This window comes from Vibrio sp. Y10_XG_PY6 (assembly GCF_024181795.1).
Taxonomy (GTDB): Bacteria; Pseudomonadota; Gammaproteobacteria; order Enterobacterales; family Vibrionaceae; genus Vibrio; species Vibrio diabolicus.
Genome location: NZ_JAMZAQ010000008.1, coordinates 1 through 24,016, shown reverse-complemented (window position 1 = coordinate 24,016; position 24,016 = coordinate 1). Strand labels below are relative to the sequence as shown.

Below are 24,016 nucleotides of genomic sequence, written 5' to 3'. Positions count from 1 at the left end.
GTTATGCCAGACCAACGTTACGAACCAATTCTGCGGTGCGCGTTGCGTAACCCATTTCATTGTCGTACCAGGCGTAAATCTTCACCATTCGTGAGCCAACCACCATGGTGGATTGTGCATCAACGATGGTTGAGCGTTGGTCGCCTTTGTAATCGATCGACACTAACGGACGTTCCTCAAAGCCAAGAATGCCTTTTAACTCCCCTTCCGACGCCTCTTTCAGCAAAGCGTTCACTTCTTCTGCTGTGGTATCGCGTTTTACATCGAAGATGATGTCGGTCAATGACGCATTCGCCAATGGTACACGTACCGCGTGGCCGTTAATCTTGCCTTTTAAATCTGGGAAAATTTCCACAATCGCAGTCGCACTACCAGTAGTGGTCGGGATAAGACTCATGCCGCACGCACGAGCACGGCGCAGATCTTTGTGCGGTGCATCCAAAATGGTTTGCGTATTGGTCAAATCGTGAATTGTCGTGAAAGAGGATTGCTCAATGCCCAACTTCTCATGAATGACTTTCACAACAGGCGCAATACAGTTTGTTGTGCACGAAGCGGCTGTCACGATACGATGTTTTTCAGGGTCGAAAATATGATCGTTCACGCCAACAACAATGTTCGCAATGCCTTCTTCTTTCACTGGCGCACTCACCACCACGCGCTTCACACCTTGATCGAGGTATTGGTCTAGGTACGAGGTTTTGCGGTGTACACCTGTCGCTTCAATCACAACATCGCAGCCAGACCAGTTCACGGCGTCGATATCACGTTGCTGAGTCGTGGCGATGCGCTTGCCGTTGATGACGAGTTCATTGCCCTCAACCTGCACTTCATGGTGCCAACGACCTTGCACTGAATCGAACTCTAATAAATGGCCAAGCGTCGCTGCATCACCTGCGACATCGTTGATTTTCACAAACTCTAACTCTGGCCAGTCGAATGCCGCTCGCAGTGCTAAACGACCAATTCGACCAAAGCCATTAATTCCTACTTTAATTGTCATAGTTTTACCCTTTAATCTTCTACCTTGAATCTCTGTGTGCTATTAACAGCAAGCCTCACGACTTTTATCGTGCAAGCGTGTGATGTCGTCTTGGTACTCTTGCTTCAAACAGTTTGATGCCACTAAGTCTTCAATCAGCTTACGCATCCAACCTGGTAATTGCTGCGATAACTCGTAGTACACCCATTGCCCTCGGCGTTTATCCACCAAGATGCCACTGGAGCGTAACTGAGCAAGATGACGAGAAACTTTCGGCTGACTCTCTTGCAACGCAAACGCCAAATCACCCACGCAAGTTTCGCCTTCACGGGCCACCAGCATTAAACAACGTACGCGCGTTTCATCGGATAACAGCTTGAAAAACTGATGTGGAAGCATAATAAACATACCTATATATGGATATGCGTATATATTTATTTAACTCTGAGATGTCGTCAAGAGTGATCCCATCATCGTCATAAAAGTTTCACATCGAAACAGCCAATAAAGATTGAGAGAAGAACGGTTAGAGAGAATAAAGATACGGCAGAAATTTACGCGGTTGCGACGTTTTGACTCCAGCGAACCGCTTCGCCTAACGAGAGCTTGACCTCTTCCAAAGACAATCCCAGCTGCGTCGTGATTTTTTCAACGCCTGACCAGTCGGCACGCTCGTAACACTCTTCGAGAGAAATCAGCGCACCATAAACCCCCTTGCGATGTAATAAGGCTTGTTGTACAGATTCGCTAAGTGGCAATTGCTTGACTAAAGATTCCACCGACAAATCAAGCATCGCATCTAAAATCGATAATAAACCGACCATAAACCCTTGTTCGTTGAGGTGGGAAAATGGCTGATAACGCGACATTAATTGGCAGAACTGCGCTCGTTGTAATGAAAGGTGATACAGCTCTCGAGGCTTGTTACTAGAGATATACGACGCCACGACCAAGGAGACAAACTGCTTAAGATTATCCTGACCAAGGTAGATCAAGGCCTGACGAAACGAGCTGATTTCGACAGCGAGGTTTGGCGCTTGCGTATTTACAAAGCGCAATAATTTGTACGACAACGCGACATCTTGCGTAATGATGGTTTCAATACGAGAAAAGTCTGGCTCTGGTGAGCAGACTTCACGAAAAAGCTGTAGCGCTAACACTTGCTCAGGGCTCACGTATTTTGTTTGCGAAACTAATGGCTTACTAAAAAAGTAGCCTTGGAAAAACTTAAAGCCAGCCGCTTTGGCTTGCTCAAACTCTTCTGCGGTTTCAACACGTTCCGCCAAAAAGTGGTATTTGACGCGTTTAGCAAGGTGACCTTTGACCAACGCACACGCTTTTTCCAGCCCCATTGCCATGATATCGAGTTTAACGATGTGCACGTAAGGTAAGAAGCGACGCCACTCCGGCGTTAAGGTGAAATCATCCAGCGCGATCAAATAACCTTCTCGATACAACTCGCGAATCGCATCGAGAAGATCATCGGTCGGCTGGCAAGTTTCCAGTACTTCGACGACGATTTTGTTTTTTGGCAAGCTGCGCGGTAAGCGGCGCACCAAGCTTTGATGAGGAAAATTGATAAAGCATCGCGAAGAAGCAATCACTGGGTTAGTGCCCAGTGATAGGAAATTCTCGACAATTAATCGGTATGTTGCTCGGTTTGACTCAATATGCGAAGGGTATGCGTTACTCTCCCCATCTCGAAACAACAATTCATAACCCAGCGTCTGTCTTTTGCGGTTAAAGATCGGCTGGCGAGCAACATACGTTGTATTCATGCTAAAGAAGGACCTATAAATGGCTTATGACTTTGCAGCTGCTAATAATGCACCACAACCCATAAACATTGAACCGAAGACTTTGTTTATTTTCCCCATGATTTTATCGGAGCGAATAAAACGTCCCATTTGCGCCGCCAAGGTGGTGTAACCCAACATCACGCACGCGTCGATCACAACAGTCGTAACACCAAGCACCAACAGTTGCGTCAGTTGGTCTTGTGCCGGGTCAATAAACTGTGGAAACAACGCCACCAGAAAAACAATCGATTTAGGGTTCGTTAGGTTAATCAAAATAGCTTTGTACAAGAGTGCCATGCCAGACATGTCTTTGTGGCTCTCAGCCGCCACCAAGCTGGAGGTGTCTCGCCATTTCTGGATACCCAACCAAACCAAATAAGCCGCACCAACCCATTTAATGACAGAAAATGCCGTTGCCGACTGTGCGACCAGCGCACCAATTCCCGCCCCAACTAACGCAATGTGAATGGCCAAACCAATTTGGAGACCGATCACAGCCCCCAAAGATTTGCGAGTACCGTAACTCAAACCATTGCTGATTGAGTTCACCGTGCCAGACCCCGGAGCCAAACTAAAAACGATTGCAGTTACTACATAAGCTAACCAGACGTGGGTATCCATTGCATTTCCTCACTAATTCTTCGATGATACATCGCGTAAACAACGTATCTTCAGGTAATCGACTAATGGCTACTAACCATTCACCTTTGACTTATACTCAAGAGTCATTATTTGAGCAAGCAATTGGTGGTCCGATCGCGGCACTTTGGCAAACTCGCCAAGAAGGCTTTGTTAAAGGAACTGAGAAAAAGAACATTTACTGGTGCAAACTGACCAACCCAGAACATAAAAAAGCCGTGCTCATCGTTAATGGGCGCATTGAATCTTCCTGGAAATACCAAGAACTGTTTTACGATCTCTATCGCCAAGGCTTCGACGTCTATTCCTTTGACCACCGCGGACAAGGTTTATCAGATCGTCTATTGTCTGACTCAGATATGGGTCACGTCTATGACTTTACTGATTATATTGACGATATGGACGTGGTCGTAAACAAACACGACCTTAGCGACTATCAGCAATGTTTCATCATTGCCCACTCCATGGGCGGCGCAATCGCTACACGTTATCTGCAAACTCACCCAGAACATCCCTTTACTGGTTTGATTCTCAGTGCGCCTATGTTTGGTATTAATCTGCCATGGTACTTATCGCCAATAGCGATTCCAGTGACACAGATTATGTCAGCGGTATCCACTTTGCCACGTTATGCGCCAGGACATCAGGCCTACTTTCCTAAACCCTTTGAAGATAACCCGCTCAGCCAAAGCTATGGTCGCTACCAATGGTTCCGAAATCTCTATACGGAAAAACCGGAACTGCAAGTCGGTGGACCGAGCACACGATGGGTATGGCAAGGGCTAATGGCAGCAAAACAATGCTTTTTATTGACTCGCCAAGTCAAAGTACCGGTGCTCCTGATTCAAGCTGGGAACGATCGTATTGTCAGCAATCTGGCACAAAAACGTTTTATCGATAAATTGCGTAAAACCAACCCACATGCGGAGCTACTTTCTATCGAAGGCGCACAGCATGAGATCTTATTCGAGACCGACCAGTATCGTAATCAAGCACTCGATGCGATCTTCCGCTTTATGAATGACCCGAAATCATCGCCAAACGAAAAAACATAATAAGAACTCTAGGCGACCATTTCACGGCCATGATTAAAGAGGAAATGTCTGCACATTGATTTACCCTCTTTTTCATCCTCATTTTGACGTACACTGCTTAGGTCTGGCTGCGTTTAACCACGTAGATGCAACCGACCAAAGTTCCCCCGCATTCGGAGCAGCATGATCTAGTCAGTCTGCTGTACTCCGTTTGCAATCACCTGTTCCACACTATCCAAACCGTTTACGAGGACTTCATGAGCACATCGCTACCTTGCAAAGAGATCACTAAAATCGTTGCCTCAGATCTGGATGGCACGTTACTCGCACCAAACCATCAGCTCAGTGCTTACTCAAAAGAGACGCTAAAAGCGCTGCATGAAAAGGGTTACACCTTTGTCTTTGCAACAGGCCGTCACCACGTAGACGTTGCGAGCATCCGTCGTCAGGTCGGTATTCCGGCTTACATGATCACCTCGAACGGTGCCCGTGTGCATGACCAGGAAGACCAGCTGATGTACAGCGAGAATGTCCCTGCAGAGCTGGTTCAAGGCGTGATCGACACGATCAAGCACGATCAAGAAATACTTATCCACATGTATCAAAATGACAGTTGGTTGATGAACAAAGACGACGAAACATTGCGTGATTTCCATGACGAATTCACATACGTCTTATTCGATGAAGACCAAGCGCCAACTGACGGTATTGCGAAAATCTTCTTCACCCATCCGGCACAAGATCACGAACGCTTGGTGGTGTTTGAAAACAAACTACGTGAACAATTTGGCGATAAGCTGAATATTGCGTTTTCAACACCATGGTGCTTGGAAGTAATGAGTGCAGGTGTGTCTAAAGGCCATGCTCTTGAAGCGGTAGCGAAAAAACTCGGCCTCACGTTAGAAAATTGCGTGGCATTTGGTGATGGCATGAATGACGTAGAAATGCTGTCGATGGCAGGTAAAGGATTGGTCATGGGTACATCACACGAGAAAGTGATGAAAGCATTGCCAAATAACGAAGTGATTGGCAGCAATGCAGAAGATGCGGTTGCACACTACCTACAAGATCACTTGCTGTAAGCTGCAAATACTCCAAACAATAACAAAGGGCTGCACATTCGCGCCCTTTTCTTTTATCGCTGACTTGGCCACTTCTCTTTGCCAAGGATCGCTTCCCACTCTTCTTCTGTCACAGGCATGATCGACAAGCGATTTCCACGTTTCACCAATGGCATGTTCTCAAGTTCTGGCATCGCTTTCATCACCGATAACGGAATCACTCGCGCCGTTTTACGCACAAACTCGACATCCACCATAATCCAACGCGGGTTATCTGGGTCTGACTTTGGATCGTAATAATCGCTTTCAGGATCGAACTGGAAATGATCGGGATAGGCTTCTCTCACGACTTTAGCAATACCGGCAACGCCAACATTCTTGCAAGAAGAGTGATAAATCAGGACTAAATCGCCCACCTTCACTTGGTCACGCATCATATTGCGCGCCTGATAATTACGAACTCCCTCCCAACATGAAACCTTTTGGGTTCGAAGCGTGTCAATAGAAAAGGTATCTGGTTCAGTTTTAAATAACCAATATGCCATAATGCCATCCGATGCCGATTGAGTAACAATAATGAGGAAGATATAACATGAAGGCTTTGAAAAACCCAGTGGCGCTTGCCACTCTGCTGGTTCTGCAAGCATGTAGTTCGCAGCCGCCACAATCTGGCTCTGCCGACCCAGCTTCTCCACCAGCCACCTTAGATAAGCCTGACACCATTCAACCTCAAACCTTTATGCTACGTGGAAAAGTGATCGTCGGTCACGAGAGCCAATACATCATGCCTTGTGGCAGCGACAAGCAATATTGGTTACAACTGTCACCACAGCAAATGCAACGAGCAATTCAGTTAAATAACGAGCCTTACCAAACCATGTATGGCGAGGTTATCGGCCATCTCAACCCACCGGGCATCGATGGGTTTTCTGCCGATTTCGATGCTAACTTTGTCGTGGAACAAGTGAACTTCCTGACAACGGAAAACCCAAACCGTTGTCAGCAACCAAACAAACCAACTCGCGTGTTTGGTAATGAGCCTTCTTGGTCGGCAAGCTTTGAGGCTAATGGACTGACATTCCAACAAATCGGCAAACAAACCACAAAATTAGCGATTAAGAGCAGTCAACTTCAACCTCGCCAGCGCACATATCAACTACAAGATGGTGAACTTCGCCTAACAGAAAACCTCTGCTCAGATACGATGAGTGATTCTTTGTATGGCTGGAAAGCGACGCTAAAACATGATGGCGACACTTATCAAGGTTGTGGTACAGCTGCAAACGTGGACGCTACGCTTGGCTGGGCCAATACCTATGTCGCGACTTCAACCCAATCACAAGGTTTTGAGGTGCAAATGACCTTAAACCCAGACCACAGCGCCACAACAAAATACAGTTACGCCAATGGGCAGGCACCGTTAATCGAGCGTGGGTACTGGCAACAATTAAGTCCGTCTCAGGTTCAAGTCGTCATGACGCATCATCAACAACAAAGACTGATGTCAGAGCGACTGTTTACGCGAGAAGGTAATCAGCTCAAAGCGACCAAAGAAAAAGTCGGTAACTTGGTATACCCAATCGCCGATGGTGGTTTAGTGCTTTACCCTGCCACCACTCGTGATGAGGGCATGATGCAACCAGCCGAGAAACGCGCCAACAAGCCCATCAGCAGTGCAGACGTACCTTCTAGTGCGGAGTTTGACTCAAAAGTAGATGCCGCCGTGCGCAACTACTTCTTCATTCACCAAACCAACCCCAACAACAACCAGTACCGTTGGCTAACTTATGACCTCAACGGCGATGGTAACGAAGAGCTATTAGTACAGCTGGATTGGTGTGGTTCCGGTGGCTGTACATTGCTGATCTTTGAACATCACGAAAAAGAGTGGCGCTTCAATAGCCGCATCACACTGGTACAAAGCCCGATTATGCTCGGCCAACAAACCTCTCATGGCTGGCGAGATCTTATTTTTAATGTCAGCGGTGGCGGATCTAAGGCAGCCCAACACGTGATGCAATACAGTGGGGTTAGCTACCCACTCAACCCAAGCATGGCACCAACGGCAACGCCAAACCAAATCAGTGGCGTGCGTCTGTTCTCGGATGGGGTTAGCCCTGTGCGCGAAGGAGTTCGTCTGTAATGTCGCAACCGTGCCCAAATTGTGGTTTTCAATTCAACTGTATGTGCTCACTGGTGCCGAAACTTACCAACGAGCACAACATCTTGCTGTTGATGCATCCAAATGAACTGTCGCGTGATACTAATACCGGTCAGCTACTAGAGCAGTGCCAACTCAATATTGAGCGAGTAATCTGGGACCGAAAACAACCACCAGCAGACTTGCTCGCTCGATTATCTGATCCGTCGCTGTATCCAGTGCTTCTATTCCCAAGTGAAGAAAGCGTCACACTCGAACATGTGGCGCTCCAAAGCCAGCAACAAACCAAAAATCCGCTGTTTATTATTTTGGACGCTACCTGGCAAGAGGCGCGCAAGATGATCAACAAGAGCCGTTGGTTAGAAAGTATCCCTACTATGGCGCTGTCTGCCTCGGCAGACTCGCAATATCAGCTGCGACGCAACCAACAACAAGGTAACTTGTGCACGTTTGAAGTCGCCGCACATTTACTCGGACAACTAGGCGAGCAAAATAACCAGCAAAAAATGCTCACATTCTTTGCTCACTACCTTGGACTATTTCAAGCCGAAAAAAGTGGACACGCTCTCAAGCAATCACCGAGCTCACGCAACTAAAACCGAATTACTCAAAATAAAAAAACGCAGCCAAGGCTGCGTTTTTATTTTGAATGGTTTCACGTGAAACAGCATTAAAATAATCGGGTCGGCTCACCCAGATAATAGCCTTGCAGATAGTCGACGCCCATATCCTGCGCGATTTTGCACACCTCTCGATTGTGGACAAACTCCGCCACCGTCTCCGCGTTAAACACCTGACATAAACGCACCAACTGAGAAGCTATTTTGCGCTGCTTTAAGTCTTTATCGATATCACGGATCAAGCTGCCATCGAGCTTTATGACTTCCGGCTCCAGCTTTAGGATTTCATCAATATTGGAATAGCCTGAGCCAAAATCATCAACAATAATACGCGCTCCTAAGCTTCTGAAATGACTGCATACTTCGATCATTCGACCGTAGTCTTTGATTTGCTCAGATTCCAACACTTCCAAACCAATTCGCCTAGGGTCATTGAGCTGACAAATTTCATGCTCTAAAAGCATTAAAGTTTTATCACTAAGCAAATCTTGCGGCGATAAGTTAATAGAAAAGTCACCTTGCCTATCTCGCATGTAATGTAACGTAGAATGGATCATGTGCCGACTCAATCGAGTATAAAGATGCGTATCGGAAATAATAGGCAGGAAGCGCCCTGGCGCAATCACCGCTCCATCCTCCTCCAAAATGCGAACCAAACATTCTTGGCTTGCCAATTTATGGCTATCCGCATGCACTATCGGCTGGCTATAGGTAATGATGTTCTGTTTGAGAATGGCTTTACTGACGCAACTCAACCATCCAAGCTGCTCTTTACGCACATCCTCACTGACTTCGATGTCTTTCGCATTGCAGATATGGGTATTACTGCGCACACCGGAGCGCCTCGCTTCAATGCCTTTGAGCAATAGCTCATCCGCAGAAGCTGATGGAAAATCTCGACGACTCACTAAGCCACCGCACAGCGAGATAGAAAGATAATCTATTTCGCGCAGACCAATTGGCTCAAAATTAGTTTGCTCTACCGCGTCGGCAAAACGAGTAAAGTGCTGTTTGATGGTTTCGCTGCTTTGGTCAGCTTTAAATATGAACGCCCACTCACCAACTCCAATACTATAAAGCTGCAAAGCCGTTGGCATGCCAAAACGCTTTCGCAGTCGATTCGTAAAATGCATTGAGAGGTCTTTAAGTAGCTGATCCCCTACTCTATAACCGTATTTTTCATTGATATGGCTGAAGTTAAGTAGCTTTAGAGTCAGCAAGTGCTCATCCAAATCAATGCTACTCAGCCGCTCTTGCAGCGCGACTCGGTTTTGTAATCCAGTGCGACTATCTCGCCGATAGCTTTCTTGTAACTTGCGCGTTTGGCGATCGAGTTGATACCCCATATGCGCGTTCATATGGTTGAGGTCGCCAATCGCATTTCGAATCAAGCTAAACAATGGTGAAATAGAGGAGCTAACGGGCGACTTAGGCAAGTTCAATGCTTGTACTTCATCTCCCTCTCGCATCGCTAAATACGTCAGACTGTGATGAAGAATTTCTGGCTGTCCAATACCGCCATGCAGTTCCCCCATACAATAACTACCAAACGTCGTCGCGATATCTTTGAAGGCTTGGACTTCGTCGCTGCTGTCAATAAAGTCTAACCGTGACGCGCAGTTAAAAATCATCACGACTTCAGGTTGGTGCATGGCTAACTCAACCACACCATGTCGCACCTGTTCGAGCGTTAATGAGGGGTGGTTATAGCAAAATTGTACTTCGTCACCAAGACACCAAGGCCTGTCGAAACTCATACTGCCATCAGCGTGCAGCTCCGTTACCGTGCAAACTTCCTTGCGCCCCAAACTTTCTCGATACAAAGGAAAGCTGAGCAACTGACTCAGCGTCACATCATGGCCATCCGCCAAGTAACGCTTGTATACGTCCAACGCTTTCTGTTCACCTAAGCAATACAAGCGCGTTCCTTTTGCATGGGTGACTTTATGTGGCATGCCAATCGGGTTCCATTCCGAATACGCATCCGTCCATAACTTCAATGTATCACTGTGCAAAGCTACGGCGACCACAGCGTTATCGTAAACTCGGTTTTGATATAGCACCCAACAGCCATCATCAATACTTTGCGCCAACCCTCCAGAGATCACGACTTCTTCACTGGCGAAGGTTTGAAACAAGGGATAGTCACGTCGTTCAATTTGCACAGCAAAGCTGAGGATCACTTGCGAATTATGCTGCAACAGAAGCGAGCGTTTGAGCTCTCCACCATCAATATCGGGGGAGTAAGAGTAGGTTTGGACGGCAGAAGTAAGCGTGGTTTGTTCGAACTCAGTCACACTGATCAGGCAACCAGAGGTAAATATCTCCCCCTCCAGAATGACATTACGCGTACTATGCCCCATGACATGAGCATTCGGCAGCAACAATAAAACAGCGTCCGAAAGTGTGGTCGCAAAGTCGCGTGATTGAGTCGACAATATTTGCACCAAATATTGTTTACTTGAAGAGAACTGAGAAGTGACTAAAAAGTCATTTAACTGACTGACATCATAAACCAGTTTTGAAAAAGCTCGCATGCGCCTACCACTGCCGTAACACTATCTTCACCACGACGTGTGGCGTTACTCTTTTTACTTAATAGTGAATAATTTACGTGGCTTTACGCTGATTTTCTAGACACAAAATGAGATTAGAATGGATTAATGCGAAAGCAATTAAAAAAGTGTGAGTAACGGCTGCAAACTATTGATTTCAATATCAGGTAAAGTACGTGTTTTTGAATGGTTAATGACATTTTTATTCATATCATTGAACCAACAAGCCGCAAAACCAGCCGACTTTGCACCATGCACATCCGTGGTTAGGTGATCACCGACATGCAGAATATTCTCTGCTGGAATATCCAAGAACCGTTTCGCCTTAGTAAACATATCGGTGGCGGGTTTCGCTAACCCATCAGGCCCCGCTTTGAGCACACATTGAAAATACGGCGTTAAGCCAATTTTATCTAAATCGACGTTGCCGTTTGTGATCGCCACGAGCGGAACTCGCTCTCCCAATTGTGTCAAAACATCTAAGCTTGATTGGGGCACTTCAAACTGACTGCGCCAATCCAAAGCGAGCTGCACACCCTCTTCAGCTGCGGCTTGAGCTTGCGCTTCATCATAGCCAACTGAAAGAAAACCATGCTTTAGCTGCACTAAACGCCAAAGCGTCACATCGCTTCTGAGACCCGGTCTCTGCTGGAGCACATGTTTTTTTACCTGCATCCAATCAGCCTTATCCATGTGCGCCACGGCAGGATGTGTTTGCTGCAACCAAGCCAACAACTCACGCTCCATACGGATAATCACCGGGTAATTGTCATACAGCGTGTCATCAAGATCGAAGGTCATGGCCTTAATAGGCTCGATACGGCGATAAAATTTCATACTTCGGCTCACTCCCCGCTCTTTTTACGTGCGCGTGGGTGGGCTTGGTCGTAGGCTTGCGCTAAATGTTGGAAATCCAAGTGCGTGTAGATTTGGGTCGTCGAAATGTTCTCGTGCCCTAAAAGCTCTTGCACCGCACGTAAGTTATTGCTGGATTCGAGCATATGTGTCGCAAACGAGTGACGCAATTTATGCGGACTAATATGGCTCGCCACAGACTGTTTCTGTCCCCATTCTGCCATACGTTTTTGCACGCTACGGTGCGAAATACGCGTTCCGAGTTTAGACACAAACAAGGCGGGTTCACCTGGCGCAGCAAGATCGCCCCTGACTTTCAACCACTTGGCAACCCATTCAGTTGCCATGCCAGAGAATGGAACTTTACGTTCTTTGTCGCCTTTACCGATAACACGAAGCTCGCCACTGCGCAGTTGTACATCACGTACATCCACACTCACCAACTCAGCCAAACGCAAGCCAGCACCGTACATCAGCTCCATCATGGCACGATCACGCACAGCCAACGGGTCGTCTTCGTTGACCTCAAGCAGTTGGCTCACTTCATCAACATCGAGGTTTTTCGGCAACGGGCGCTTTTTACGTGGCGCTGAAACCCCTTTGGCAGGATTAGCTGACATCTCGCCACGCAGAATAAGGAAATCGAAAAAGCTACGCAGCGATGAGAGGCGCGTCGCTAAACTGCTGGCTTTCATGCCTTCCCGCATGCCCTTACCTGCTAATTGGCGCACCCAGCCTGCATCCACTTGAGACCAATCTTTAAGTCCCATTTCAGCCAAGTGCTGCGCCATGGTTTCTAGCTGCTGTTTGTAATTGCGTTGAGTATGTAGGCTGAGCCCCTTTTCGCTTCGTAAGAATTCATAGAAGCGCTCAAGAGGCTTTTGCAGACTATTTGGCAGAGGAGTGTTGGGAGTTGTCGTCATCGTAACTTTGCCATACCAATGTTTGAGCGAGATGTGCCACTACTAATGATAGGTGACGCAAAAACAAGGTATCCATATCTGGTTGAAAATGACCGCCATCCTCACTAGAGAACGCTAGCACGCCCAGTGTTTGCTGTTTCACGAGCGGTAGTACCACATAGGACCCCATTTCCGGCACATCCATATTGCCAAACAAAGCTTCACGATCCACTTTGCGAAGACGTCCTAAGTACGCGTCTTTGCCATTTAGGTGGGTGGTCGCAAAACGTTGATAACTTTCCTTACTCAATTGAATAGATGCGTCGCATTGACTAAACAATCGAACAAACGCGCGTAAGCCAAGTGCTTTAGCTTTCTCTTCAATAGAATGAATGACTTGTTTAAAGTCACCACACTTTAGAATCTGCCCCTGCAAATCCATAAATTCGTAAAAGGTGCGATCGTTGTTCGCCGCAAGCGACATCAGTGTGGTGATCTCTTCCTCTAACTCTTCAATGCGCTGACGTTGGCGATTCATTTGTATGTGCACCAAAGACACCGCACCCAAGTCTGAGTGTGGGAAAGATAGACGATCCACAAGCTCTGGACGCTGCACAAAAAAATCGGGATGATCTTTGAGGTACTCGGCCACCACTTCAGCCGTTAAGGCATCTGCTTCTACTTGAGACAAACCGTTTCCTTTTTCTTCTACTAGCAAGACAATTGACCATCAAATACATGCGTTGTAGGTCCGGTCATAAACAACGGCTTACCCGGACCTTGCCACGCAATTCGCAGTTCACCACCTGGTAGAGAAACCTTAACGTTTTCATCCAACAGACCCTGAAGAATCCCTACCGCTACCGCCGCGCATGCGCCACTACCACAAGCTTGTGTTTCACCTGCGCCTCGCTCGTAAACTCGAAGACGAATATGGTCACGACTCACCACCTGCATAAAGCCAGCGTTGACGCGCTCTGGAAAACGCTCGTGCGACTCAAGCAGCGGGCCTAATGTATCGACATCAGCAGTATCCACGTCATCGACCACCGTCACCACATGCGGGTTACCCATGCTTACCGCGCCACAGAACAGCGTTTTTTCACCAGCGCGCATGATGTAGGTTTTCTCTTTTTGCTTGGCTTTAAAAGGAATTTTGTTCGGCTCAAACTCTGGAACACCCATGTTGACCGTCACTTCTCCATCATCTTCGATGTTGAGAATCATCTTTCCTTTTTTGGTGCTTACGCTGATGCTGTATTTATTGGTCAACCCTTTCAAGCGAACAAAGCGCGCGAAGCAGCGCGCGCCATTCCCGCACTGCTCGACTTCACTACCATCGGCATTGAAAATCCGATAATGGAAATCAGTTTCAGGGTCGTAAGGGGCTTCTACCACGAGCAATTGGTCAAAACCAACGCCGGTATGACGATCCGCCAAACGGCGGATCAGGTCTTGCGAGAAAAACACGTTCTGGGTAATACAGTCGACGACCATGAAGTCGTTGCCCAAACCGTGCATTTTGGAAAAGTGGAAATGCATTTGTTGTGTGTTACTCCGGTAGAATCTGTTCCAGCTGCCACAAACTGGTCAGCTCCTCACGCTGGCGAACCAAGTGGCTTTGTTTACCATCCACCATTACTTCTGCCGCTCGGGTACGAGTATTGTAGTTCGAAGACATCACAAAACCATAGGCACCTGCTGAACGAACCGCGAGTAGATCACCTTCTTGCAAAACGAGTGCGCGATCTTTACCCAAGAAGTCGCCGGTTTCACAAATAGGGCCAACCAAATCGTAAGTCTGTGCTTCACCCATACGCGGCGAAACTGGCACGATATCTTGCCATGCTTGGTATAGTGCAGGACGCATCAAGTCGTTCATTGCCGCATCGATGATGGCAAAGTTCTTGTGCTCAGTATGTTTTAAAAACTCAACACGCGTTAGCAAGATACCTGCATTCGCAGCAATTGCTCGGCCCGGCTCAAAAATCAGCTCCAAGTCTTGGTGATTTTCAAGACGACCAAGTAACGCTTTGGCGTAATCTGAAGGCTGAGGTGGTAATTCATCACGATAGACCACACCTAAACCGCCGCCGACATCAAGGTGACGAATGTTAATGCCTTGCGCTTTTAAATCATCAATCAGGGCTAATAAACGGTCTGTCGCGTCGATAAATGGGTCGATATTGGTGAGCTGAGAACCAATGTGGCAGTCGATACCTTGCACATTCAAGTTCGGCAGGCTTTGCGCGAATTTATAAACATCTGGCGCACGATCAAATGCAATGCCGAATTTATTGTCGCGAAGACCAGTCGAAATGTAAGGGTGTGTTTTCGCGTCGACATCTGGATTGATACGCAGAGAAATTGGCGCAATCACACCAAGCTCACCCGCAACCTTATTCAAACGTTCTAGCTCGGGCTCAGATTCAACGTTGAAACATTTGATACCTAGCTCAAGAGCACGCTTCATTTCTGCAGGTGTTTTCCCAACACCCGAGAAGACGACTTTCTTCGGATCACCGCCTGCGGCAATCACACGCTCAAGTTCACCACCTGATACGATATCAAAGCCCGAACCCAAACGCGCTAGTGCGTTCAATACGCCTAGGTTTGAGTTCGCTTTCACCGCGTAGCAAACTAGATGAGGATGTTGACCCACAGCACTATCAAACGCCTTCCAGTGGCGCTCTAGCGTGGCTCGAGAATATACGTAAAGAGGAGTGCCATATTGCTCTGCAAGAGCTTGAAGTGGGACGTCTTCGGCCCAAAGCTGGCCATCATCCTGATAGTTGAAGTAATCCAAAATTCGCTTCCCTTATTTTATTCGACTGCTGAACCCTAATTTCACCCTAAGGCGCGGTTATTTATTGTGATTGCTCATTCTGTTGAGTGTCATCTGGAATGTATAGTGAGCCAGACTGGCCACATCCCGCTAACGTCGCGGCAACCATCACAAACAACACAGTAACTAATTTTTTCATTTCGCATATCGTGATTATTGAATCAATGCCCCCTATAATCGCACCACACTCAGGAAAAGCAATAGGATAGACGGATGAACGATACTGAATTTCATCAACTGGTGGATGCGCAGATGCAAATCATCGAAGAATCCATCGATGATTCAGGCGCAGACATTGATTACGAAGTCACTGGCAACGTAATGACATTGGAATTTGAAGACCGCAGCCAAATCATCATTAACCGCCAAGAGCCGATGCATGAGATCTGGCTAGCGTCCAAATCTGGTGGTTTCCACTTCAAGCTTATTGAAGATAAATGGACCTGCTCAAAAACGGGCATGGAGCTATTTGAAATGGTGAAGCAAGAGTGTGAAAAGCACGCGGGCGAAGCCATTGATTGGGCATAATGTCCGTCAATCGTCACCAAAACAAAAAGAGCACCGAAGTGCTCTTTTTGTTTATTGATACGGGTTTAATTACGCGTTCACCGCTTTCGTCGGACGATGCGGCGAGCAACCATCATTACGATAAGGGATGATATAAGCATTGCCCTCTTCTGGATGGATAATCTGGTAGTACTGCGGCAGGTTAAAGTTGATAAATTTCGACGCAACACGACTGTCGTCTTTTACTGATGTGTAAAAGCTGTTCACGGACGAAATCATCTCGTCTTTGGAGCCACTAAACTGGTGATACACTTCAACTTGGTTTGACTCATCCAACACATAAATATTGAAGCCATCTTCATTATCTTCAAAGAAGAACTGCACTAGACCTTCACTAGCAAAACCATCCACCGCTTCTGGCATTTGATACTCTTGCTCACGATCGAGCATTAATAGCGGCGAGCCTTTAAGTTTGTTAGTAGAAATGCTGCGATAGAAATCAATGGAGTTTTCTAACTTCTGCACCGACACACCACGACGTTCAAAGAACAGCCCGTAAGTTTGGTTACCAAGGCGCATCGCTTTAAAGCGGCGGCGTTTTTCTTGCTCTACTGGCTTCAAGCGTAAGTCGATACATTCCGCTAAAAGCTGGTAGACCATATTACGCATCACACCACGCATGTTCTTCGCATAACAGAACACATCCACCGATTCTGGTGGCAACGCGTCTTGGTGCATTTTGCCCAGAATGGTTTTCAGTGCGTCCAGCATCGCCGTTTCCCCTTTGAAATGCAGCGTACGCACTTCATGCCAGGAGTTACGGTAAACCAAGTCGACACTGCCGACTAAGTTTTTATGTTCCGGACCAAAACTGAAGATATCGGTATTTTTTACATCCACTTTCAGTGAACGGCCCGAAAGCTCTGACGTAGGATCATTTTCAAAGTTGATGAACATCGCTAGCTGGCTTATTTCACATGGGCTCGCTAATGCCTGCATCGTCGGACGGCGCTTACGCAGCGCAAAGGTATTTCGTAAGTCGCTCACCATTTGGTAGAACTTATCGATATCCAGTTGCGCTTCACGCACCACCGCGTGCAAACGAGTCGACTCGGTGATTAAACCATTAAAGAATGCCCAAGAGACTAACTTGCTCAAGTATTCATGATGTTCTAAGTATGGCTGCCCCAAAATGCGGTGCGCGATCAGAGGTTGTTTATAGAGATACCAACCAGACTTGTTCACACCACCATCTTTCACTTCGATGAAGCTTAAATCCGGTTCATGCAAATCAGGGGAAATCTGTGGGTTGAGCAACGTCACTTTGCCCGGCAACACTTCAAAAGCGGCGTAAAGCTTACGAGCCAAAATACTGATGTCTTGCGGGCTGATAGCGGAGGTAATGTCGTTGCGACGCGCAAATTGAATCAAATTACGGTAGCTCTGCATCAACGCATCCAGCAACGCATGATGCACCACTTTTACCTGTTCAACTTTCCAGTTGCGGCGATCATCGAGCTCAGCAACAACGCTGGCATCCCAATCCCATTTTGCAATCATGTCGCTCAGCGCTTCACGGCGCCAAGCCACTGAACCAACATCCGGTTCACGCGACAACTTTTCATGGGTTTTGAGATAGAAGCAACGGCGCACCAAATCCAAACGAGTGTCGTCTTGGATTCGCTCTAAATAGCGAGTCACTTTTTCCAGCATTAAGTAGTATGCATCCATGCCATAGAGGTCTGGCTCATGGGCAAAGAAACGACGCTTGGTGTCGATGCTTAGCAGTTGCGTATGCGGGTATTCCCACGAATAAGCTTCAAGCAGAATGGCTTTTAATACCGATTTGTAGGGAGAATCGATACTTTTGTATAGCTGCCACAAGTTCGAGCCGAAGTACTCTTCAGCAGGAATGCGGTTCAATTTACCAAAGTCGATCCATTCACTACAGTCGATGTAACCATCACTGCACAATTGAGAAACATACTCGTCGTAACACTCTTCCATTTCTGGCGGCACTATTTGCCATAATAAACGCTGTCCAGCAATACGCACCGCGCTGCGATAGAATTCATCAAGCAAAAGTAAGTGCTGAGATGAGCCACAGTTATCACCCGTCATCTCTTCAGAATGGTTGCTTCTAAAGCGTTCTTCATCCATTAAGAAGAAGTTCGCCTCCACCCCTTGGCTTTGTGCCCAGTCGGTGATCAGCAAGCATTTATTGGTCAGCAATTCTCGCTCGTCACAATCCATATCTGGCGAAATACACACCCAAATATCTAAATCACTAGAAGTACTTTGACCAATTGATGAGGTACTGCCCATGGTGTATAAGCCCAAGATAGCCGGCTTCTCAGCCGTCTTAAGTGGCTGACCAATCGCAAGTTGAATGTCATCAATGAATTGCTGCTGAATGCTATTTAGCGCCAGCCCATGCACACCAAACGGGACATCGGCATCGTAATAGCCAGGAATCACAGGGTGGTTGTAGTTCAACAAGGCAGGAATCAAGTGGAAGACTTGCTGGCTTTGCGAATCCATAAGCGCCAGCGCGCGATCAACTCGCTGCTGATTCAAATTATCTAGTCGCTGAATGATTTTTGGGGTGTAAGCCTGCAAGGGGAATTCCTTGGTTGAACAATCACGAAAATCTGCTGACGTTTTAAACCAAAACGGCCTAAAAACGTGATCAATTTAACACTTTTATTGGTGCGGGTAAAGTTTCACGCCCACGCACCACTCAGGGTGCAAAACCATACTTTAGTCACAAAATTAATCGCGCGGTAGTGTCGCTCTTATTACCTATTACTAATAATAGTCCTTAGTCTAATTGAGAATCCAGTCACACTATTTTCATAACGTCATGTAATTCCATTCATAGCTCTCAGAGATAACGAACTAACAGTAAGCATTTCTTGATGAGAATGGTAGGATAAACCCAAATCCAAACAGCATTGAGAAGATCATGACACAATCCACACCTATTCGCATTGCAACTCGAAAAAGCCCTCTTGCTTTATGGCAAGCTTACTTTGTCAAAGACGCCCTTCAAGCCGCTCACCCTGGTTTGGAAGTCGAGTTAGTAACTATGGTGACCAAAGGTGACGTGATTTTAGATACACCGCTAGCAAAAGTTGGCGGCAAAGGCTTATTCGTAAAAGAGCTTGAAGTCGCAATGCTAGAAGGCCGTGCAGACCTTGCCGTTCACTCAATGAAGGACGTGCCCGTCGATTTCCCGGAAGGTCTTGGCCTCGTGACCATTTGTGAACGTGAAGACCCTCGTGATGCTTTCGTTTCCAATACCTATAGCAACATTGATGAACTCCCTCAAGGTGCAGTGGTTGGTACTTGCAGTTTGCGCCGTCAATGCCAACTGAAAGAATATCGTCCAGATATCATCATTAAAGAGCTTCGCGGTAATGTGGGCACTCGCCTTGGTAAACTAGATGCGGGTGAATACGATGCGATCATTCTTGCTGCGGCAGGCCTTAAACGATTGAAGCTTGAAGAGCGCATTCGTAGCTTTATCGAGCCAGAGCAATCATTACCTGCGGTTGGCCAAGGTGCTGTCGGTATTGAGTGCCGCCTTGACGATGAAAGGCTGCTTAAGCTACTTGAGCCACTTAACCACCAAGACACTGTAGACCGCGTTTTGTGTGAGCGCGCAATGAACCTGACGCTAGAAGGCGGCTGTCAGGTACCTATCGGCAGCTATGCCCTGCTAGATGGCGATAACATTTGGCTACGCGCATTAGTTGGCGAACCAGATGGCAGCGAAATTGTTCGTGGTGAAATCCGTGGCCATCGTAAAGACGGCGAAACGTTAGGAGTGCAGTTAGCCAATGAACTACTGGATAACGGCGCTCGTGAAATCCTAACTAAGCTGTACGCAGATCACGAATAATCATGGCAGTGTTGGTCACTCGGCCGGGAGAGCAAGGCAGCGCGCTTTGCTCTCTGCTCGAAAGGCACGGCATTTCCGCATATCACCATCCTCTGATCGACATTGTCGCCGATCTCACGGACACGCACCTCTCTAAACACCTGCATCAAGCTCAAATTGTTATCGCTGTTAGTCGACATGCCGTGCAATGTGCACAGCAAATCATAGCCAGCAACGAGACATCATGGCCGAAACAAGCCATTTACCTTGCCGTTGGTCAAAAAACAGCACACTATTTAAGCAAATGTACCCAACAGAAAGTACACTATCCCCAAGTCAGTGATAGTGAACATTTATTGCGACTGCCAGAGCTCAATAATGTGGCCCAACAACAGGTTCTTATCCTTCGTGGGAACGGTGGAAGAGAGCTGATCAAAGATGCATTGGTGAGACGTGGCGCAAAAGTTCACTATAGTGAGACTTACAAGAGAGAATTCATCCCATTCGATCCAGTAAGCTGTGTCTCACTATGGAAAACCCTACAAATTGACCAGATCATCGTCACCAGTGGTGAGCAACTGGATTATTTGTGCAGCCAATTGACGTCAGAGCAATTGACTTGGCTTAATCAACAAGAGTTGTATATCCCCAGTCAGCGTATCGCTGACATCGCACTTCAAAGGGGGTTCACTCGGGTGAGATGCACGGGAAGCGCATCCAACCAAGAATTACTGGCGGCTCTCCAGCCCTAGCTACACAGGATATAGGCATGACAAGTAAAAATAACGACCAAAAAAATAACGATAAAAACCTTTCCGAAGAAACCTCATCGGCACCGCTAGCCGAAAAAAGCACATCGCAGCAGGATGCGGCCCCTAAAAAAGAACAGCCAAAAGTGGCCGAGCCCCCAAAAACCGCCGAGCCAGCCAAAGTCGAATTTGAAGAAAAACAAGGCAAGCGCGGAGTTAAACTAGGCACAGTCGCTATCATCTTATCGATTATTTTTGGCGGTGGCCTCGCATACAAGCTACATCAGCAGCAAGCCGATTACCAAGCGCAGATCGCCCAACTAAAAAGTCAGCTAGAAAGCACTCAAGCTTCCATGAAGCAAGAGCTCAGCCGGGTACAAGAAGAAACCATCGAGAAAGCAACGACCGTGACACACAAAGCGGAAGTGGTACTGGGACAGCAACAGAAGAGCATTGAAAGCTTACAGCTTGCCGTTGCCGATGTGAAAGGTCGTCGACCAAACGACTGGCTACTTGCTGAAGCCGATTACCTCGTCAAATTAGCAGGTCGTAAACTGTTCTTAGAACATGACGTAGAAAGCGCAACTCAACTAATGGAAAGTGCTGATCAACGCATTGCAGCACTGAATGACCCTAGCCTCGTCAAACTACGTAAAGCAATGGCGAACGATATCACCAAACTTCGTACTATCCCGCTGATTGACCGTGATGGATTGGTACTACGCTTAACTGCTCTGCAACAGCAAGTAGACAAGCTACCTCTCGCCAATGCACTACTCCCAGAAGCAGAAGCCGTAGAGAACACTGAAGTGTCGGAAGATATTGCAAACTGGCAAGATAACTTAATGACCTCTCTGAAGGACTTTTCAGAAAACTTCATTACCTTCCGCACGCGCGATGGTAACGTCATTCCACTGCTTTCTCCTGAGCAACACTTTTACCTAAAAGAAAACATCAAAGCCAAATTGGAGACCGCAATAAAAGCGGTGTACCAAGAGCAAGGTGAAATTTACACCACGTCTCTAAAAACGGCCGACAAATGGGCATTAGCTTTCTTCAACCAAGGCGATAATTCCGTTAAAGAGTTCAACAAAACTGTTAACCAGTTAAGCCAGCAAAACATTCAAGTGGAATACCCAACGAAACTGCAAAGTCAGTCTCAACTATCAGATGTCATCCGTGAGCGCCTACGTCGCGAAGTCACAACGATGACAGGTATGGAGGATAAGTAATGTTTCGTCTTATTTTCCTATTTGTTGTACTAGGTGCAGGACTATTTGTTGGCACTCAATTTTCTGGTCAGCAAGGCTATGTACTCATCTCCATCGCTGAGAAAACGATCGAGATGAGCGTAACGACATTGGTCGTATTCGTTATCGCAGCACTCGCAGGTCTTTTTCTACTTGAGTACCTAATTAAAAAGCTAGTTTACGCAAGTTCTACAACATGGAACTACTTCAGTGTGCGCAAAATGCGCCATTCCCGTCGATACACCAATGAAGGCATTATTAAACTCCTTGAAGGAGACTGGAAAGGTGCCGAGAAAAAAGTGACTCGCTGGGCGAATCATCACGATATGCCGCTACTTTGTTACTTAGTCGCGTCTGAAGCCGCACAAGGTCAAGGTGATAAAGCAAAACGTGATCACTACCTGGAGCTAGCAAGCCAGCAAGAGAATGCTCATCTTGCAGTAGAGCTAACTCGTGCTAAACAGTTTATTCGCGATAACGAGTTCGAGGCTGCTTTCGATACTTTGCAATCGTTAAAAGGTCAGTATGCGAGTAATTCGATTGTATTGAACTTGCTGAAAACAACGTACATGCAGCTAAAATTGTGGCAACCTCTTATTGACCTCTTGCCACAACTCACCAAAGCAAAACTCATCACGGAAGAAGAACACGCAGAGCTGATTCAAAAGGCGCAATGCGGCTTACTCCATGAAGTAGCGCAACAACAGGGTAGCGAAGGGCTTATTTCTCATTGGAATAGCCTTGCACGCAAAGTAAAACAAGACACACACCTAGTCTCCTGTTTTGCTCGTGAGTTGATAGCCCGGAAAGCAGATGCTGAAGCCTTTACTGTGCTAAAAGAAGCATTGAAAAAACAACCGGCTCCTGAGCTTTATCAACTACTGCCAGATCTAAACCTGCCAGATATCCACCCTGTCGTGGTTTTCTTAGAGGGGGTAGTGAAGAAAGAGCCAGATAACGCCGCTGCGCATAGCGCATTAGCGCACTTCTATTTCCGTCAAGAGAAGTGGCAAGAAGCCCAAGACCACTTTGAGATCGCCTTAAAGCTTCGCTCTGACGTCTCTGATTATGCATTCCTAGCAGATACACTAGAGAAGCAGAATCTAACTAAAGCCGCTCACGAAGTCTCTCGTAAAGCTCTCACGCTCGTCCAGAACGACTAAGTAGCAGTCATCTAACCAAGCCGGCAGTTTACTGTCGGCTTTTTTATTGCCTGTCACTCATCAACACTCCACAAACCTGCAATATCCACTAGAGCTAATGCCCTGCAATCTCCTGAGCTTCATTGGGAAGCCCTAGCAAAGCTTCCTTAATTCGTTCCAAGCAGCACTCCATTAAGCCCAATAAAATCCTCTAAAAAATAGCTTGCACACTTTCTTCAAGGCGAACAACCAAATATAAGTTTCTAGGAAGGAGCTCTACTAACAAAATACAGGTAACTTGAAATAGTGCAGGAAGCAAAATAGGTACATAAGCTCCGATACTCTCCATTATCTTCAATGAAGGGCTGTCCTATACAATGCTTAGAGAGTGTTTATTGTACCAACTAGGGCAAGATAGCGAAGAGCCATTAGGTAACACTAAGAGCGCTAACGCACGTAACATCGAGTAAAGAGTAAAAACAAGTCTCTTGTTAACAGAAACACTTCACCCTTAGAGGTAGGAATGCCAATACTCAGACTTGATGGCTCTCGTTAGAAGATAAAGTTATAGACTTCTGTCGCTGCACAACCCGTGGATAACGAGAACGCGCTTAAAGCAAGACTTCTCAAGTGACATAGTGCAGGGATACCTAGTCCGGGGATACGATCAGCTAAGGGATTGATTCCAGTCCCTAACGAATTTCCAAGCGTCAGAAACGAATAAAGCCTCGCTATTTCTAGCGAGGCTTCTGAATAGTGGCGGAGAGATAGGGATTTGAACCCTAGATACGCTATTAACGTATGCCGGTTTTCAAGACCGGTGCTTTCAACCACTCAGCCATCTCTCCACAAATTGTCATCAACAGATTAGTACACTGATGATATTGTTACTTGTCTATGCAAATAACGATATTTAAAGCCTGGCGATGTCCTACTCTCACATGGGGAAGCCCCACACTACCATCGGCGCTATTTCGTTTCACTTCTGAGTTCGGCATGGAAATCAGGTGGGTCCAAAACGCTATGGTCGCC

The 24,016-nt window shown here is 46.8% G+C and carries 21 protein-coding genes, 1 tRNA gene, 1 rRNA gene and 1 pseudogene; 9 read left to right on the top strand and 15 right to left on the bottom strand.

Annotation, left to right across the window (positions count from 1 at the left end; genetic code table 11):
• Position 1: 1 nt before the first annotated feature.
• From NL644_RS22205 to rhtB, 4 genes are all read right to left on the bottom strand, one after another.
• A complete protein-coding gene (locus NL644_RS22205; RefSeq protein ID WP_085344482.1) occupies positions 2 to 1,003 on the bottom strand; it encodes an ArsJ-associated glyceraldehyde-3-phosphate dehydrogenase in 1,002 nt (333 codons plus the stop codon).
• A gap of 42 nt (positions 1,004 to 1,045) precedes the next feature.
• Positions 1,046 to 1,381 (bottom strand): metalloregulator ArsR/SmtB family transcription factor, encoded by a 336-nt coding sequence (locus NL644_RS22200; RefSeq protein ID WP_005393826.1) that lies wholly within the window; start codon positions 1,379 to 1,381, stop codon positions 1,046 to 1,048.
• A 155-nt stretch (positions 1,382 to 1,536) separates the two neighbouring features.
• Positions 1,537 to 2,760, bottom strand: a complete 1,224-nt coding sequence (locus NL644_RS22195) for an EAL and HDOD domain-containing protein (RefSeq protein WP_253658806.1) — start codon at positions 2,758 to 2,760, stop codon at positions 1,537 to 1,539.
• 24 nt (positions 2,761 to 2,784) lie between these two features.
• The gene (rhtB, locus tag NL644_RS22190; RefSeq protein ID WP_005393828.1) at positions 2,785 to 3,402 is read right to left on the bottom strand and encodes a homoserine/homoserine lactone efflux protein; all 618 of its coding nucleotides are present in this window, start codon (positions 3,400 to 3,402) and stop codon (positions 2,785 to 2,787) included.
• A 65-nt stretch (positions 3,403 to 3,467) separates the two neighbouring features.
• Here rhtB and NL644_RS22185 point away from each other — a divergent pair, with 65 nt between their 5' ends.
• Positions 3,468 to 4,475, top strand: a complete 1,008-nt coding sequence (locus NL644_RS22185; protein ID WP_047010230.1) for an alpha/beta fold hydrolase — start codon at positions 3,468 to 3,470, stop codon at positions 4,473 to 4,475.
• A gap of 236 nt (positions 4,476 to 4,711) precedes the next feature.
• Positions 4,712 to 5,536, top strand: coding sequence for a Cof-type HAD-IIB family hydrolase (locus tag NL644_RS22180; protein WP_005393831.1), 825 nt, complete (start codon positions 4,712 to 4,714; stop codon positions 5,534 to 5,536).
• Positions 5,537 to 5,589: 53 nt separating this feature from the next.
• Here the strand turns inward: NL644_RS22180 and NL644_RS22175 are convergent, their stop codons facing one another.
• Positions 5,590 to 6,060 carry an EVE domain-containing protein gene (locus NL644_RS22175; RefSeq protein WP_253658805.1) on the bottom strand — a complete coding sequence of 157 codons (471 nt, stop codon included), beginning with the start codon at positions 6,058 to 6,060 and terminating at the stop codon, positions 5,590 to 5,592.
• Between the two features lie 47 nt (positions 6,061 to 6,107).
• Between NL644_RS22175 and NL644_RS22170 the strand changes: the two genes are divergently transcribed.
• Both NL644_RS22170 and NL644_RS22165 read left to right on the top strand, forming a co-directional pair.
• Complete coding sequence (locus tag NL644_RS22170) at positions 6,108 to 7,658, top strand: COG3650 family protein (RefSeq protein ID WP_253658804.1); 1,551 nt, start codon at positions 6,108 to 6,110, stop codon at positions 7,656 to 7,658.
• Complete coding sequence (locus NL644_RS22165; protein WP_253658803.1) at positions 7,658 to 8,272, top strand: tRNA-uridine aminocarboxypropyltransferase; 615 nt, start codon at positions 7,658 to 7,660, stop codon at positions 8,270 to 8,272. The genes NL644_RS22170 and NL644_RS22165 overlap by 1 nt, the downstream gene beginning before the upstream one ends.
• 74 nt (positions 8,273 to 8,346) lie before the next feature.
• Here the strand turns inward: NL644_RS22165 and NL644_RS22160 are convergent, their stop codons facing one another.
• From NL644_RS22160 to NL644_RS22130, 7 genes and pseudogenes are all read right to left on the bottom strand, one after another.
• The gene (locus tag NL644_RS22160; protein WP_253658802.1) at positions 8,347 to 10,833 is read right to left on the bottom strand and encodes an EAL domain-containing protein; all 2,487 of its coding nucleotides are present in this window, start codon (positions 10,831 to 10,833) and stop codon (positions 8,347 to 8,349) included.
• A gap of 138 nt (positions 10,834 to 10,971) precedes the next feature.
• Entirely contained in the window at positions 10,972 to 11,688 is a 717-nt protein-coding gene (gene yigB, locus NL644_RS22155) for a 5-amino-6-(5-phospho-D-ribitylamino)uracil phosphatase YigB (protein WP_085344496.1), read from the bottom strand.
• An 8-nt stretch (positions 11,689 to 11,696) separates the two neighbouring features.
• Positions 11,697 to 12,629 (bottom strand): tyrosine recombinase XerC, encoded by a 933-nt coding sequence (gene xerC, locus NL644_RS22150; protein ID WP_085344475.1) that lies wholly within the window; start codon positions 12,627 to 12,629, stop codon positions 11,697 to 11,699.
• Positions 12,595 to 13,326 (bottom strand): DUF484 family protein, encoded by a 732-nt coding sequence (locus NL644_RS22145; protein WP_006743009.1) that lies wholly within the window; start codon positions 13,324 to 13,326, stop codon positions 12,595 to 12,597. Before NL644_RS22145 ends, xerC begins: the two co-directional genes overlap by 35 nt.
• The gene (gene dapF / locus NL644_RS22140) at positions 13,320 to 14,150 is read right to left on the bottom strand and encodes a diaminopimelate epimerase (protein ID WP_006743008.1); all 831 of its coding nucleotides are present in this window, start codon (positions 14,148 to 14,150) and stop codon (positions 13,320 to 13,322) included. The genes NL644_RS22145 and dapF overlap by 7 nt, the downstream gene beginning before the upstream one ends.
• 10 nt (positions 14,151 to 14,160) lie before the next feature.
• Positions 14,161 to 15,414: a diaminopimelate decarboxylase gene (lysA, locus tag NL644_RS22135; RefSeq protein WP_253658801.1), complete on the bottom strand. Its 1,254-nt coding sequence runs from the start codon at positions 15,412 to 15,414 to the stop codon at positions 14,161 to 14,163.
• Between the two features lie 61 nt (positions 15,415 to 15,475).
• Positions 15,476 to 15,687 (bottom strand): annotated as a pseudogene (locus NL644_RS22130) (lipoprotein).
• Between NL644_RS22130 and cyaY the strand changes: the two are divergent.
• Positions 15,667 to 15,981, top strand: a complete 315-nt coding sequence (cyaY, locus tag NL644_RS22125; protein ID WP_012841286.1) for an iron donor protein CyaY — start codon at positions 15,667 to 15,669, stop codon at positions 15,979 to 15,981. The pseudogene NL644_RS22130 and the gene cyaY sit on opposite strands and share 21 nt — an antisense overlap.
• Positions 15,982 to 16,050: 69 nt before the next feature.
• Here the strand turns inward: cyaY and NL644_RS22120 are convergent, their stop codons facing one another.
• Positions 16,051 to 18,579, bottom strand: a complete 2,529-nt coding sequence (locus tag NL644_RS22120) for a class I adenylate cyclase (protein WP_253658800.1) — start codon at positions 18,577 to 18,579, stop codon at positions 16,051 to 16,053.
• Between the two features lie 346 nt (positions 18,580 to 18,925).
• Between NL644_RS22120 and hemC the strand changes: the two genes are divergently transcribed.
• The 4 genes from hemC to NL644_RS22100 are packed head-to-tail and all read left to right on the top strand — an operon-like array spanning position 18,926 to position 23,005.
• Positions 18,926 to 19,864 (top strand): hydroxymethylbilane synthase, encoded by a 939-nt coding sequence (hemC, locus tag NL644_RS22115; RefSeq protein WP_005393847.1) that lies wholly within the window; start codon positions 18,926 to 18,928, stop codon positions 19,862 to 19,864.
• Between the two features lie 2 nt (positions 19,865 to 19,866).
• A complete protein-coding gene (locus NL644_RS22110; protein WP_053807593.1) occupies positions 19,867 to 20,595 on the top strand; it encodes a uroporphyrinogen-III synthase in 729 nt (242 codons plus the stop codon).
• Between the two features lie 17 nt (positions 20,596 to 20,612).
• Positions 20,613 to 21,824 (top strand): uroporphyrinogen-III C-methyltransferase, encoded by a 1,212-nt coding sequence (locus NL644_RS22105; protein WP_150915986.1) that lies wholly within the window; start codon positions 20,613 to 20,615, stop codon positions 21,822 to 21,824.
• Entirely contained in the window at positions 21,824 to 23,005 is a 1,182-nt protein-coding gene (locus tag NL644_RS22100) for a heme biosynthesis protein HemY (RefSeq protein ID WP_170903542.1), read from the top strand. Before NL644_RS22105 ends, NL644_RS22100 begins: the two co-directional genes overlap by 1 nt.
• 736 nt (positions 23,006 to 23,741) lie before the next feature.
• Here the strand turns inward: NL644_RS22100 and NL644_RS22095 are convergent.
• Both NL644_RS22095 and rrf read right to left on the bottom strand, forming a co-directional pair.
• Positions 23,742 to 23,832, bottom strand: a tRNA-Ser gene (locus tag NL644_RS22095).
• Between the two features lie 70 nt (positions 23,833 to 23,902).
• A 5S ribosomal RNA gene (gene rrf, locus NL644_RS22090) occupies positions 23,903 to 24,016 on the bottom strand; the annotation flags it as partial.